Origin of the sequence: Achromobacter veterisilvae (assembly GCF_900496975.1) — a bacterium.
In the GTDB taxonomy this organism is placed as follows: Bacteria; Pseudomonadota; Gammaproteobacteria; order Burkholderiales; family Burkholderiaceae_B; genus Achromobacter; species Achromobacter veterisilvae.
On sequence record NZ_UFQC01000031.1, the window covers coordinates 36969 to 50338 of the forward strand.

At 69.9% G+C, this 13370-nt stretch carries 9 protein-coding genes; 4 read left to right on the top strand and 5 right to left on the bottom strand.

All coding sequences use genetic code 11. The annotated features are described in order from the left end of the window. Positions 1-5: 5 nt before the first annotated feature. A complete protein-coding gene (locus AVE30378_RS23790) occupies positions 6-2447 on the bottom strand; it encodes a bifunctional acetate--CoA ligase family protein/GNAT family N-acetyltransferase (RefSeq protein WP_129244203.1) in 2442 nt (813 codons plus the stop codon). A 132-nt stretch (positions 2448-2579) separates the two neighbouring features. Between AVE30378_RS23790 and gltX the strand changes: the two genes are divergently transcribed. Then, a complete protein-coding gene (gltX, locus tag AVE30378_RS23795) occupies positions 2580-3986 on the top strand; it encodes a glutamate--tRNA ligase (protein WP_129244205.1) in 1407 nt (468 codons plus the stop codon). Positions 3987-4173: 187 nt separating this feature from the next. Here the strand turns inward: gltX and AVE30378_RS23800 are convergent, their stop codons facing one another. The 3 genes from AVE30378_RS23800 to AVE30378_RS23810 all read right to left on the bottom strand — a co-directional run bounded on the left by AVE30378_RS23800 (position 4174) and on the right by AVE30378_RS23810 (position 7064). Then, positions 4174-5373: an MFS transporter gene (locus tag AVE30378_RS23800; RefSeq protein ID WP_129244207.1), complete on the bottom strand. Its 1200-nt coding sequence runs from the start codon at positions 5371-5373 to the stop codon at positions 4174-4176. A 95-nt stretch (positions 5374-5468) separates the two neighbouring features. Next, positions 5469-5975 carry a hypothetical protein gene (locus tag AVE30378_RS23805; RefSeq protein ID WP_129244209.1) on the bottom strand — a complete coding sequence of 169 codons (507 nt, stop codon included), beginning with the start codon at positions 5973-5975 and terminating at the stop codon, positions 5469-5471. A gap of 189 nt (positions 5976-6164) precedes the next feature. Beyond that, a complete protein-coding gene (locus AVE30378_RS23810; RefSeq protein ID WP_129244211.1) occupies positions 6165-7064 on the bottom strand; it encodes a LysR family transcriptional regulator in 900 nt (299 codons plus the stop codon). A gap of 86 nt (positions 7065-7150) precedes the next feature. Here AVE30378_RS23810 and AVE30378_RS23815 point away from each other — a divergent pair, with 86 nt between their 5' ends. Next, positions 7151-7999: an alpha/beta hydrolase gene (locus AVE30378_RS23815; RefSeq protein ID WP_129244213.1), complete on the top strand. Its 849-nt coding sequence runs from the start codon at positions 7151-7153 to the stop codon at positions 7997-7999. Positions 8000-8045: 46 nt separating this feature from the next. Beyond that, positions 8046-9011, top strand: a complete 966-nt coding sequence (locus tag AVE30378_RS23820) for a Bug family tripartite tricarboxylate transporter substrate binding protein (protein WP_129244215.1) — start codon at positions 8046-8048, stop codon at positions 9009-9011. A gap of 61 nt (positions 9012-9072) precedes the next feature. Here the strand turns inward: AVE30378_RS23820 and AVE30378_RS23825 are convergent, their stop codons facing one another. Further along, positions 9073-9522: an Lrp/AsnC family transcriptional regulator gene (locus AVE30378_RS23825; protein ID WP_008159001.1), complete on the bottom strand. Its 450-nt coding sequence runs from the start codon at positions 9520-9522 to the stop codon at positions 9073-9075. 128 nt (positions 9523-9650) lie between these two features. Between AVE30378_RS23825 and AVE30378_RS23830 the strand changes: the two genes are divergently transcribed. Continuing rightward, positions 9651-13157, top strand: coding sequence for an indolepyruvate ferredoxin oxidoreductase family protein (locus AVE30378_RS23830; protein ID WP_129244218.1), 3507 nt, complete (start codon positions 9651-9653; stop codon positions 13155-13157). The last annotated feature ends 213 nt before the right edge of the window (positions 13158-13370 follow it).

The following is a 13370-nucleotide window of genomic DNA, read 5'->3' on the forward strand; positions in this document are numbered from 1 at the left end:
CCGGGTCAGACCAGGTTCAGCCAGACCCGCCGCATCGTCGGATCCTCGGGATCCGCGTCGTTGGTGAAACCCAGGCTGGTCATCAGCGCCAGCATGGGCCGGTTGCCCGAGAGCACCAGGCCGTCGATGTATTCCAGGCCCTGTTCGCGCGCCGCGTCGATCAGGGCCGTCATCAACTGGCGGCCCAGGCCGCGCCGCTGCCAGTCGTCCCCGATCACCAGTGCGTACTCCGCCCCGCGTCCGTCCGGATTGCGCAGGTAGTGCGCGAACCCCACCAGCACCTCGCGCGGATGCCCGCGGTTGGCCGGGTTGGGCACCTGCGTGGCGGCCACCAGGGCAAGTTCCCGGTGGTAGTCGACCTGGGTGTAGCGCGACACCATGCGCGGCGTGAGTTCGCGCATCATGGACACGAAGCGCATATAGCGCGAACGCTCGGACAGGCCGCGGATGAACTCCTGCAGCGGCTCGGCGTCCTCGGGGCGGATGGGCCGCAGGACCCAGGGGATGCCGTCCTCGAAGCGGCGCACCTGCACCAGGCGGGCCGGATACGGGTGGATCGCCATGTGCGGATAGCCCGCGGCCTGGGGCGATTCGCAGCCCGGCTTCTCGGTCAGCCTCATCCGCAGGCCGCCGGCGCGCAGATGCGTTTCGCCCGCGTAGAGCGGATCGATGTCCAGGGTCTCGATGTCGGGCAGTTCCGAGACCAGCTCCGACACCAGCACCACGGCCTGTTGCAGCGCCTCGGCCGCCATGTGGCCGATGCGCGGAGCCAGCACCCGGCGCCAGAGCCGGCTGCGCTCGATCAACTGGCGGGCCAGGAAGCCGTTGAGCGGCGGCAGGTCGACGCCGCGGTCGGACAGGGACAGCACGGCGTCCGGCCCGCCCGCGCCGAAGCGGATGACCGGGCCGAATTGGGGATCGCGCCGGACCCGGATCGCCATGGGGCGGGATTCGGGTTCGGCGGCCGCGACGTCCGTGGGCATATCGCGCAGCGGCACGTAGAACAGGGCCAGCAGGGTCCGGATTTCGGAGCTGGTGAGTTCGCGCCGGCAATCGGCCCGCACCCGCGCCAGCACCTCGCGGGCGGCGGCCAGGTCGGGCACGTGGGTGGCGGGCTCGGGCGGCTGCGTCTGCAGCAGCAACTGCTGGTTGTAGTGATGGGTCGCCAGCACGCCGAAAGCGTCGGCGGCCGATTCGGGCGTGCGGAACGCCGAGGTGCCCGCGTCGTCCAGCATGCGCCGCAAGGGCCGCATGCCGGCGTCGCCCATGAAGCAGGTCACCACCGGCTTCTTCGCCTTGGGCGCGATCTGGGCCAGTTCGCGCGCCACGGCCGGCATGTCCGCCAGCGCGTCGGGCGCCAGCAGCACCAGCACGCCGTCCACGCCGGTGTCGTCCAGCACCGCGTCCAGGATGGCGCGGATGCGCTCCGGAGTCAGCGGCGTGTAGGTGATGACGGGATTGGCGCTGGCCGCGTCCGGCTCCAGCATGGCGGCCAGGGCGCGCTGGGTCGCGGGCGCGAGTTCCGCGCGAAGCACGGCCGCGTCGGGCCCGATCAGGTCCATGGCCAACTGGGGCGGCCCGCTGCCGTTGGAGATCAGCGCCACGCGCCGGCCCTTGGGCCGCCGCGTGTAGCCCAGCACCTTCACCGCCGAGAACAACTGCACGAAGTAGCGCACCCGCACCGCGCCGGCGCGGCGCAGGGCGGCATCGAAGATGGCGTCGCCGCTGTCGGTGTCGGGCCGGCCGGCCTTGAGCACGATCACTGGCTTGACGGAGGCGGCCGCGCGCAGCGTGCTCATGAATTCGCGGGCCGGGCCCACGTCTTCGAGGTAGAGCACGATACTGTCGGTGCGCGGGTCGCTGGCCAGGTAGTCCAGTACCTTGGGCAGGCCCACCACCGCTTCGTCGCCCAGCGACACGGCGGTGGAAAAGCCGATGTGCACGTCCTCGGCCCAGTCCATGACCGCGGCCATGATGGAGCGCGACTGCGCCAGCAGCGCCACGCGGCCGGCGCGCGCCAGCACCGGATGCTGGCTGAGATTCAGGCCCGCGTGCGGCCGCTGGGCGCCGAAAGAGCGCGGGCCCAGCAGTTCGCAGCGGTTTTCCTCGGCCCAGGCGCGGCACAGCGCCAGCGTGCCGCGCGGATAGGGATCGGGCAGTTCGTGCGGCAGCAGGATCACCGAGCGGGGCGACAGGGGCGACAGGCGGCGCAGCGTCTCCGGCAGGACCGCCGGCGACACGCAAACCAGGGCCAGATCAGGCCGCTCCCCCGCCGCCAGGCCCTGCAGGCTGTCCGGCAGGTCCGGCGCGGCGCCCACCTCGCACGCGACCACCGTGGTTTTCGCCTTGAGCGCGGGCGACAGCGAACCCGTCGCCGGCAAGGGCCGGTCGGCGACGATCACCAGCGAACTGGGTTCGAACATCGGGGCGAGAGCGTGTCGCAGCATAGGGGTGGCGGGCCAGGGCGCGAGCCCTAATCTAAAATACCGTTCATCGTAACAAGACAAGCCCGCGATCCGCTTGACGCGGACACAGCCCGACGCCGTTTTGTGGCGCCGCAGCCGCTATCATTGCCATCTATGACCTCCAACGCCTCTTCCCCCATTCGTACCCGTTTCGCGCCTTCGCCCACGGGTTTCCTGCACCTGGGCGGCGCCCGCACGGCGCTGTTCTCCTGGGCCTTCGCGCGCCACCACAAGGGCACCTTCGTCCTGCGCATCGAGGACACGGACGTCGAGCGCTCGACGCCGGAGGCCGTGCAGGCCATCCTGGACAGCATGGACTGGCTGGGCATGCAGCCCGACGAAGGCCCCTTCTACCAGATGCAGCGCATGGACCGCTACCGCGAAGTGGTCGCGCAGATGCTGGCCGCCGGCACCGCCTACCACTGCTACAGCACGCCCGAGGAAGTGGAAGCCATGCGCGAGGCCGCGCGCGCCCGCGGCGACAAGCCGCGCTACGACGGAACCTGGCGCCCGGAACCCGGCAAGACGCTGCCCGCCATCCCCGAGGGCCGCAAGCCCGTCGTGCGCTTCAAGAACCCGCAGGAAGGCGCCACCTCCTGGAACGACATGGTCAAGGGCACGATCAGCTTCGACAACGGCGAACTCGACGACCTGATCATCGCGCGCCCGGACGGCACCCCCACCTACAACTTCTGCGTCGTGGTCGACGACTGGGACATGGGCATCACCCACGTCCTGCGCGGCGACGACCACGTCAACAACACGCCGCGCCAGATCAACATCCTGCGCGCGCTCGGCGCCACCCTGCCCGAATACGGCCACGTGCCGATGATCCTGGGCCCGGACGGCGAAAAGCTGTCCAAGCGCCACGGCGCCGTCAACGTGATGGAGTACGACAACGAGGGCTACCTGCCCGAGGCGATGGTCAACTACCTGGCCCGCCTGGGCTGGAGCCATGGCGACGACGAACTCTTCAGCCGCGAGCAGCTCGTGTCGTGGTTCGACACCAAGCACCTGTCCAAGTCGGCGTCGCAGTGGGATCCGAAGAAGCTGAACTGGGTCAACGCCCACTACATCAAGCAGATGGACAACGCCGAACTGGCCGAACGCGTGGCGCCCCGCGTGGCGACGCGCGGCGGCCACCCGGAAAAGATCGACCTGCCGGGCGTCATGGGGCTGCTGAAGGACCGCGCCGAAACGCTGGAACAACTGGCCGACGGCGCCATGCTGTTCTGCGCCGAATTCAAAGGCGCGCCCGCGGAACTGGCGGAGCAGCACCTTACCGCCCCCGCCCGCGAAGCGCTGGCCGACTTCGCCCAGCGCGCCCAGGGGACCGACTGGACCCGCGAGGCGCTGTCGGCGCTGATCAAGGCCGTGCTGGCGGACCGCGGCATGAAGATGCCGCAGTTGGCCATTCCGCTGCGCGTGGCCGTCACCGGCCAGACCCAGACCCCCGCCGTGGACGCGGTGCTGGCCCTGCTGGGCAAGGAAGCCGTGCTGAAGCGGCTGGCGGGGATCTGAGTTTTTTTTGGGGGGGTGTCAGACACCCGGGTAGGCCTGCTTCAGCCCGGCGGGCGTCTCGTACGGGTGTCTGACACCTGGCACGCGCCTGTGTCTGACACTTGGCGCACGTCTGTGTCTGACACCCGTACGAGACGCCCGCCAATGCCGACAGGTGCCTCACGGGTGTCTGACACCCCCCAAGACGTCAACCCCCCCCCACCCTCGGCCGCGCCTTCAACGCCCGGGCGAAGAACGCGCCCAGGAGCGGCAGCATCACGGCCGACCCGCCGAACAGCGCGGGCGCCCCGATTTCATCGACCACCGCGCCCGCCAGGGCCACGCCGGCCGCCTGGCCCATGAACAGGCAGGACGCGAACCAGGCGATCGCCGTGCCGCGCGCCGACGGCACCATCTGCGTGGCGTTCGTCTGCAGGGTGGCGTGCAGCAGGTAGTAGCCGAAGCCGGCCAGCACGCTCGCCAGCAGGCTCCACATCCAGACGGGCCCCAGCAGGTAGGACAGGAACGCCACGCCCAGGACTAGCCCCCCAGCGACGGCCAGGCCGCGTTCGCCCAGGCGCTTGAGGATGCGGCCGGCCACCACCGTATAGATCAGGCCGCCCACGGCGTAGACGGCCACCAGCGCGCCCGCGGCGGTCAGCGAAATGCCGAAACGCTCGTGCAGGTAGGACGGCGCGAAAGCCAGGGCGCCGAAGACCAGCAGGCCTTCGACGAAGACGGTCGCCAGCACCACGCGCGCCCAGGGCGTGCCCAGCACCAGCCGCGCCTGCGCCACGAAGCCCTGCCTCGCGGCGCCCGGATCCACGCGCCCCAGGCCCGAGGCGCGCTGGCGGCGCACTTCCATGAGCAGGAGCACGCCGACGGCGAGGTAGCCGCAGACCAGCGCGGCGAAGGCCCAGCGCCAGCCCACCGTATCGGCGAAGAGGCCGCCGGCCAGTTGGCCCGCCGACATGCCCAGGATGGTGCCGGTCAGGAAGCGCGCGAGCGTCGCCTGGCGGCGCTCGTACGGGACGTTGTCGCCGATCCAGGCCATCGACAGCGGCACGATGCCCGCCCCCGCCGCGCCCGACAGGACCCGGCAGAACACCAGCACGTCCAGGGATCCGGCCATCACGGCCCCCGCGCTGCCCAGCGCGCAGGCGAAGGTCGCCACGCTGACGACGCGGTACTTGCCGTAGCGGTCGCCCAGCGGGCCGAAGAACATCTGCAGCACGCCGTAGGCCACGGCGAACGCGGTCACCGCGCGCGCGGCCTGGCCCGTGGTGGTGCCGAACTCCGCCGCCAATTGCGGCAACATGGGGTCACAGATGCGGAACGCGCTGGCGCTGACGAAGGCGGCCAGGGCAAGCAGCGCGATCGCGCGGGCTTCGGAAGACAGGGCGGGCATGGATTACCGGCGGCAAGGGTGGGGACGAAGACCGCACCTTACCGCAGCCCGGCCGTCTTGGCGAAACCGCCAGGCGGAGCGTCCGCCCTGCGCGGCTAGTATGGCAGGCGGTAGCCCGCCGGCATGCGGCGGGCGGTCATGAGCTGGCCGCCGCTTTTCAGTTCGCGCAGCGTCAGCCTGGCCTGCTCGACCTTTTCGACGCGATAGCGGTTGAGATAGATCGGATCGTTGGCGTCGACGGGCTCGCCGGCGGATTTGGTGGTCTGCATCGTGTAGATGCCGTCCGCCACCGTCCAGCAACCCGTCTCGCGCAGCGCGGGACGGGTCTTGCGGCCGATCTTCAACAGGGATTCGTAGGCCATCGTGCCATCGGCGGACAGCACGATCAGCGATTGCAGATCGCCGCTGACGTCGCGCGGACGGGTGTTCGACAGCCACGTGCCGATCATCGGGTCGCCGCTCCTGGCGGGCACGCATGCCGCCGGCTTGGGCGGTTCCGCGGGCCGGACCTCGGTGATGGCGGCGGGCTTCCTGGCGGCGCAGCCGGCCAGGACCAGAACGGCGCAGGCGATGCCGGCCGAACGCAAATACACACTGCTCATGACTTCCTCAACACGTCTGTCGACGCGCCGCGCCGATCACACCGGCGCCCTCTTCGCGCAGCAAACATTCCGCACTCTAAAGAGCCGCCAGGGAAGAATCAACGGCGATCCGCGCGGTGTGCAATTGCGCAACAGTCCGCGCGGGAAAGAACCGGCTTTAGCGCCGGAAACCGCAAAAATGCGTTGGTTTCAAGCGACACCGCGGCCGCTGCGCAGCGCCTTCGCCCGCAGCATTTCCTCCATGCGCGCGGCGGCCGGAGACAGGCTGCGGCCCGCCAGGCGGGTGATGCCCAGTTCGCGCTCGATGCGCGGCCGCGACAGCGGCACGAACGCCAGCCCGGGCGAGTCCGGCGGCACGCCCAATCGGGCCAGCACCGTCACGCCCACTCCGCGCTCCAGCATCGCCAGCAGCGACATCATGTTGGAGACGAACACCTGCCGGTCCAACATGAAGGCCGCCTGCGGGTAGCCGGCAAGCTGGCGGTGCGCCATCGTGCCCACCAGCGGCAGGCCGGCGATTTCGCGCCAGGTGACGGACTTGCGCCCCGCCAGCGGATGGCCGCGGTGGCAGACCAGCCCGAAGGCGTCGCGCAGCAGGGGCTCGAACGACAGCCGGCGGTCCTGCGACACCGGGCTGCACACGCCCAGCTCGACCTCGCCCGCCAGCACCATGCGCTCGACGCCCTCGGAGTTGTCGTCGAACAGCCGCAAGGCCACCGCCGGATAGCGCTCGCGGTACGCGGCCACCAGCTCGGGCAGCCAATGCGTGGCCACCGTCGCGACCGAGGCCATGGTCAGGGTGCCCGCGCCGTTGCTGGCAAGCCCCGCGAGCGCGCCGGCCACGCGGTCGTGATGCTCGACCAGTTCGCGCGCCAGCGGCAGGCAGTCCTGGCCGAAACGCGTCAGCGTGTTGCGGTTGCCGCGCTCGAACAGCGGCTGGCCCAGCCGCTGCTCCATTTCGCGGATGGACAGGGACAGCGCCGGCTGCGAGCGGAACGCGCGGGCGGCCGCGGCGCGGAAACTGCGCAACTCGGCCACCAGCAGGAAATGGCGGTAGTGCGCGATCGACAGGTCGGGCTGGGAGGGCATGCGCTGCGGTGTATTTGGAAAGCTTATCGAAGCATTGGAAAAATAAAGTTTTCTGATCATAGGCCGGCACTTAAGATGGCCGCAATATGAATGCCGCCGCCCCTGCTCCCGCCCTCCTCGACGCCAGCGCCGATCCGCTGGACTTCAGCCTGGCCGACAGGCTGCCCGCCCGCGCCGCCGGCCGCGGCCGGCTGCTGATCGGCGCGCCGCCGCGGGACGGCCGGCCGGGCCTGCTGTTCGTGCCGGGGGCGTACCACGGCGCCTGGTGCTACGCGCATTACCTGGCCTACTTCGCCGCCGCCGGCCTGGCCTGCGCGGCCCTGGACGTGCGCGGCCATGGCGCGCTGCCGCAGGACGCGGCCTTTGCGTCCGCGACCATCGCCGACCTGGGCCGCGACGTGGCCGACGCGCTGGACGCGCTGCAAGCGCCGTCTGTCGTGGTCGGCCACAGCATGGGCGCGCTGCCGGCCCTGCTGGCCGCGCGCCAGTGCCCGGTGGCCGGCGTGGTGCTGCTGGCGCCCTCGCCTCCCGGCGACCTGCCGGGCGCGCTGGCCCTGCCCCCGGTGCCCGACGCCGCGCCCCGCGCCGCGCCCGGCGCCGCCGAGATCCGCGCCCGCTTCCTGGCGACGGCGCCCGGCCGCGACGTCGGCGCGGTTTCCCGGCGCCTGTGCGCCGAAAGCCCGCAGGTGCTCAACGACCGCTACCTGCTGCGCGTGGCGGTCGGCGCCGCCCCCCTCGGCGCGCCCGGCCTGTGCCTGGAGGCCGGCCTGGACACCCATGACCGGCATCCGCCCGGACAGGACCTGGCGATCGCTCGCCGCTACGGTTTTTCCCACGCCGTGCTTGCCGGGCAGCCGCACTGCATGATGTACGCGGACAACTGGCAAGCCAGCGCCGGCGCCATCCTGGAATGGCATCGGGCGCAATTCGGCTGACAACGACAACAGCGCAACCGCGCAAGAACGCAACCAGGAGACAAGCATGTCCATTTCCCGACGACTCCGCCCGGCGCTGATCGGCGCCGGCCTGCTGCTGGCCGCCACGGCGCAGGCCGCCGGCTGGCCCGAGAAACCCGTGACCCTCATCGTGCCGTCGGCGGCCGGCGGCGCGGCCGACCTGACCGCGCGCACCTTCGCCCAGTACCTGGGCGAGCAGACCGGCCAGACCGTCGTCGTCGAGGACCGCCCCGGCGCGGGCGGCATCGTCGGCACCAACGCCGCCCGCAACGCGGCGCCGGACGGCTATACGTTCCTGCTGTCCACGAACTCCACCCATGCCGCCAACCAGTTCCTGTACAAGAGCCTGCCCTATGACGCGCAAAAGGACTTCCGGCAGGTCGGCCTGCTGGGCACCTTCGGCACGGTCGGCGTGGTGGCGCCGGGCAGCCCGTACCGCACGGTGCCCGAGCTGGTGGACTACGCCAAAAAGCATCCCGGCGAGGTCTTCTTCGGCTACTACAGTTCGTCCTCGCAAGTGCCGTCCGAACTGTTCAAGCAGCGCGCGGGCATCGAGATCAGCGGCGCCGCTTACAAGAACATCACGCAGATCATCACCGACCTGCGCGGCAAGCAGATCAGCTTCGCCTTCGTGGACTACCTCACGGCCATGGGCCAGATCGACGGCAAGGGGCTGATCCCCATCGCCGTCACGGGCGCGCAGCCGCAGGCGGCCTGGCCCGACGTGCCGACCATGGCGACCTACTATCCGGATTTCGTCGTGGCCGGCTGGCTGGGCCTGTCCGCCCCGGCGGGCACGCCCCCGGACATCGTGGCGAAGATGAACGCCCACCTGCAGTCGGCGGTCAAGGACGAAGCCACCGCGAAGAAGCTGCGCGCGCTGGGGCTGACGCCCGAATCGATGGACGTGGCGCGCTTCGACGCCTTCGTGAAGGAAGACACGGCGCGCTGGAAGGAATGGATCCGCATCTCGGGCATCCAGCCCCAATAAGCGGCCCGTCCCTTTCCGCGCGCCTCCCTTCTATATAGATAGAGGAGAAGCGCGCGCGCCGCTACAGCGGCAGGCGCTGCTCGTGCTTGATCTCGCGCAGCGCCACGATGGTGCGCGTCTGGCGGATGCCCGGCATGTTGAAGAGAAACCGGTGCAGGAAGCGGTCGTAGGCCTCGGGGCTTTCCACCAGGATCTTCAAGAGGAAGTCCGAATCCCCGGTGACCGCATAGCATTCCAGGATCTCGGGCGCGTCGCGCACCGACCGCTCGAAGTTCTCGACCGTGTTCGCGGAATGCCGTTCCAGGCTGATCTGGGCGAACATGCAGCCCAGCCCCACCTTGCTGCGGTCCACCTGCGCGCTGTACCCCTGAATCACCCCGCTGGCCTCCATCGCCTTCACCCGCCGCCACACCGGCGCGGCCGACAGGCCGACCTTCTCCGACAGTTGCTGCGCCGAAGCCCGGCCGTCCTCCTGCAAGGCCTTGAGGATGCCGATATCGGTCTTGTCCATCTCTTAGTCTCCTGGTTTTGTTCAACACGAAACGTTTATTTCGAATTATAGGGATAGCACGATCCAAAAACGCAATAAACCTGATCCCTCGCGAACCTATCATGGTGCCGAAACCAGGAGTATTTACCATGGACGGTACCCCCGCCGCCGAACCGCCGCTGGATCTCGACTACCAGTTGGCCGACAACCTCACCCGAACCTCCGGCCGCATCTTCCTGACCGGCACCCAGGCGCTGGTGCGCATCATGCTCACCCAGAGCCGGCGGGACCGCGAGCGCGGCCTGAACACGGCCGGCTTCGTCTCGGGCTACCGCGGCTCCCCGCTGGGCGGCGTGGACATGGCCATGTGGAAGGCGCAGAAGGCGCTGGACGCCAACCAGATCAGCTTCCTGCCCGGCATCAATGAAGACATGGCGGCCACCGCCGTCATGGGCACGCAGCAGGCGGGCCTGCGCGCCGACCGCAAGGTCGATGGCGTCTTTGCGATGTGGTACGGCAAGGGCCCCGGCGTGGACCGGGCCGGCGACGCGCTGCATCACGGCAACGCCGCGGGCGCCTCGCGCAACGGCGGCGTGCTGGTGGTGGTGGGAGACGACCACACGGCCGTCTCGTCCTCGATCCCGCATGCCAGCGAGGCCTCGCTGATCGGCTGGCAGATGCCCATCGTGCATCCCGCCTCCATCGACGAATACGAGACCTTCGCGCTGTGGGGATGGGCGCTGTCGCGCTATTCGGGCACCTGGGTCGCCTTCAAGGCCGTGTCCGAAACCATCGAAAGCGGGCACTCCTTCACGCCCGCCCCGGTCGCGTCCTACGACATGCCCGCCGACCCGGACCTGCCGCCCGAATCGCTGGAATACTCGGCGCGCGACTTCCTGTCGCTGGCCGTCGAAACGCGCATGAACCTGCGCATGAAGGCGGTCGCCGCGTTCGCGCGCCGCCACAGCATCGACCGCCTGGCCTGTCCGGCCCCCAAGGCCGCCGTCGGCATCGTCACGGTGGGCAAGGCGCACCTGGACACCATGGAAGCGCTGTCGCGCCTGGGCGTGGACACCGTCACCGCGAACGCGCCCGTCCGCATCTACAAGCCCGGCCTGACCTGGCCGCTGGACGCCGGCCGCCTGCTGGAATTCGCGCGCGGCCTGTCGCACATCCTCGTGATCGAGGAAAAGGGCGCGGTGGTCGAAAGCCAGATCAAGGACCTGCTGTTCAATATGCCGGACCGCCCGTCGGTCACGGGCAAGAAGGGCTTCGACGGCGAGCCGATGGTGCCGTCGGCCGGCCAGTTGCGCCCGTCCCTGCTGGCGCGTCCGCTCGCCGGCTGGCTCAGCCGCGCCGCCGGCCTGCCGCCGGCCGCCGACCTGTCCGCCTTCGACTGCCAGGCCCCGCTGTCCAACGACGCCGACGGCATGCGCCGCCGCCCCTATTTCTGTTCGGGCTGTCCGCACAGCACCTCGACCAAGGTGCCCGAAGGCAGCCAGGCGCTGTCCGGCGTGGGCTGCCACTACATGGCCGCCTGGATGGACCGCGACACCGGCGGCCTGACCCAGATGGGCGGCGAAGGCGTGGACTGGATCGGCCTGTCGCGCTACACCGAAATGCCGCACATCTTCCAGAACATGGGAGAAGGCACGTACTACCACTCGGGCTACCTGGCCATCCGCCAGGCGGTGGCCGCGCGCGCCAACATCACCTACAAGATCCTCTTCAACGACGCGGTGGCCATGACCGGCGGCCAGCCCGTCGACGGCCCGATCTCCGTGCCGCAGATCTGCCAGCAGCTACGCGGCGAAAACGTGGCCCGCATTGTCGTCACCAGCGACGAGCCCGAGAAATACCAGGGCGTGGACCTGGGCCCGGGCATCAAGGTGCTCCACCGCCGCGAACTGGACGCCGTGCAGCGCGAACTGCGCGAGATCCCCGGCGTGACGGTGCTGATCCACGACCAGACCTGCGCCGCCGAAAAGCGCCGCCGCCGGAAGAAGAACCAGTTCCCCGACCCGGCGCGCCGCATGCTGATCAACAGCGCGGTCTGCGAAGGCTGCGGCGACTGCGGCGTGCAGTCGAACTGCCTGTCGGTGGTGCCGCTGGAAACGCCTTACGGCCGCAAGCGCGCCATCGACCAGTCGAGCTGCAACAAGGACTACTCGTGCGCGGAGGGCTTCTGCCCCAGCTTCGTCTCGGTCATGGGCGGCAAGCCCAGGAAGAGCGCGGCGCCCAAGGCCGACCAGGAACGCCTGCAAAAGCTGATCGCGCAGTTGCCCCCGCCGGCCCCGCCCGCGCTGGAACACCCGTACCGCCTGCTGGTCGCGGGCATGGGCGGCACCGGCGTCATCACCATCGGCGCCATCGTGTCGATGGCGGCGCACCTGGAGGGCCTGTCCGCCGCCGTGCTGGACCTGACCGGCCTGGCGCAGAAAGGCGGCACCGTGGTCAGCCACATCCGGCTGGCGCCCCCGGGCGCGCCGGACGGCCCGGTGCGCCTGGACTGGCGGCAGGCCGACGCGGCGATCCTGTGCGACCCGGTGGCGTCCGTCGCGCCGGACTCGCTGGGCGCGCTGCGCCGCGGCCACACCCAGGTGACCGTCAACACCTATGTGGCCCCCGTGTCCGACTTCACGCGCAACCCCGATGCCGCCATGCGGCCCGAGGCGCTGCTGGCCAAGATCCGCCATGCGGCGGGCGAGTCCCATACCGCCGAGATCGACGCGCACGCCGCCGCGCTGGCGCTGTTCGGCGACAGCATCCTGTCCAATATGTTCATGCTGGGCTACGCATGGCAGCGCGGCGGCGTGCCGCTGTCGCAGGCCGCCCTCTACCGCGCCATCGAACTCAACGGCGTGGCGGTGGCCGCCAATCGCGCCGCGTTCGACAGCGGCCGCCTGGCCGCGCACCAGCCCGACGCGCTGGGCGCCGCGCTGCGGCCCGCCGCCCAGGTGGTGCAGTTGCACGTGCCGGAGACCTTCGAACGCGCGGTGGCCCGCCGCGTCGAGGACCTGACCGCCTACCAGAACGCCGCCTATGCCCGCGAGTTCCAGGACGTGGTCGAGGCCGTGGCGGCCCGCGAACGCGAACTGGCGCCCGACGCCCGGACCCCGCGCCTGGCGATGGCGGTGGCGCGCGGCCTCTTCAAGCTCATGGCCTACAAGGACGAATACGAAGTGGCGCGGCTCTACACGGGCGAATCGTTCCGGGCGCAGTTGAAGAGCCAGTTCGAAGGCGACTACAGCCTGCGCTTCCACATGGCGCCGCCGGTCTTCGCCCGCAAGGACCCGCGCACCGGCGTGCCGCGCAAGATGACGCTGGGCCCGCGCACCATGACGGCGCTGAAAGCGCTGGCGCGCCTGAAGGGTCTGCGCGGCACCTGGTTCGATCCCTTCGGCCACACCGCCGAACGCAAGATGGAACGGGCGCTGATCCGCGAGTACCGCCAGACCATAGACCAGTTGCTCGTGGGGTTGAACGGGGACAAGATTGCCCAAGCGGCTACAATCGCCGCCCTTGCAGAAACCATACGCGGCTTCGGCCACGTCAAGGCGGCGAGCGTCGAGAAATATCGGACGGAGTTAGGCCGATTGATGCAAAGCTATACGGCGCCTGCCCCGCGCGACATGCCCCTGCGGAAAACCGCATAAACATTCGCTCCGAGCGGCATCTTCCTGGGCGCGCCTTGCTGGGCGCGCCTAGTGCATTTGGTAACAATCTTTTGTGAGCTTCGTCTTATCTTCTTCTTGTCCCTGTCGTACTCGATCACTAGAATTAGTGTCCATCGAGGGGTGCTACACTACATGTTGTGGTCGCCTAAGCGCTGATTCCCGTCGGCCACGCCTTTTGGACTAGTCCGTCCA

Bases quoted from the DNA above. Each gene is read 5' to 3' on its own strand.
- AVE30378_RS23790 (WP_129244203.1), bottom strand. From the start codon at position 2,447: ATGCTGCGACACGCTCTCGCCCCGATGTTCGAACCCAGTTCGCTGGTG.
- gltX (WP_129244205.1), top strand. From the start codon at position 2,580: ATGACCTCCAACGCCTCTTCCCCCATTCGTACCCGTTTCGCGCCTTCG.
- AVE30378_RS23800 (WP_129244207.1), bottom strand. From the start codon at position 5,373: ATGCCCGCCCTGTCTTCCGAAGCCCGCGCGATCGCGCTGCTTGCCCTG.
- AVE30378_RS23805 (WP_129244209.1), bottom strand. From the start codon at position 5,975: ATGAGCAGTGTGTATTTGCGTTCGGCCGGCATCGCCTGCGCCGTTCTG.
- AVE30378_RS23810 (WP_129244211.1), bottom strand. From the start codon at position 7,064: ATGCCCTCCCAGCCCGACCTGTCGATCGCGCACTACCGCCATTTCCTG.
- AVE30378_RS23815 (WP_129244213.1), top strand. From the start codon at position 7,151: ATGAATGCCGCCGCCCCTGCTCCCGCCCTCCTCGACGCCAGCGCCGAT.
- AVE30378_RS23820 (WP_129244215.1), top strand. From the start codon at position 8,046: ATGTCCATTTCCCGACGACTCCGCCCGGCGCTGATCGGCGCCGGCCTG.
- AVE30378_RS23825 (WP_008159001.1), bottom strand. From the start codon at position 9,522: ATGGACAAGACCGATATCGGCATCCTCAAGGCCTTGCAGGAGGACGGC.
- AVE30378_RS23830 (WP_129244218.1), top strand. From the start codon at position 9,651: ATGGACGGTACCCCCGCCGCCGAACCGCCGCTGGATCTCGACTACCAG.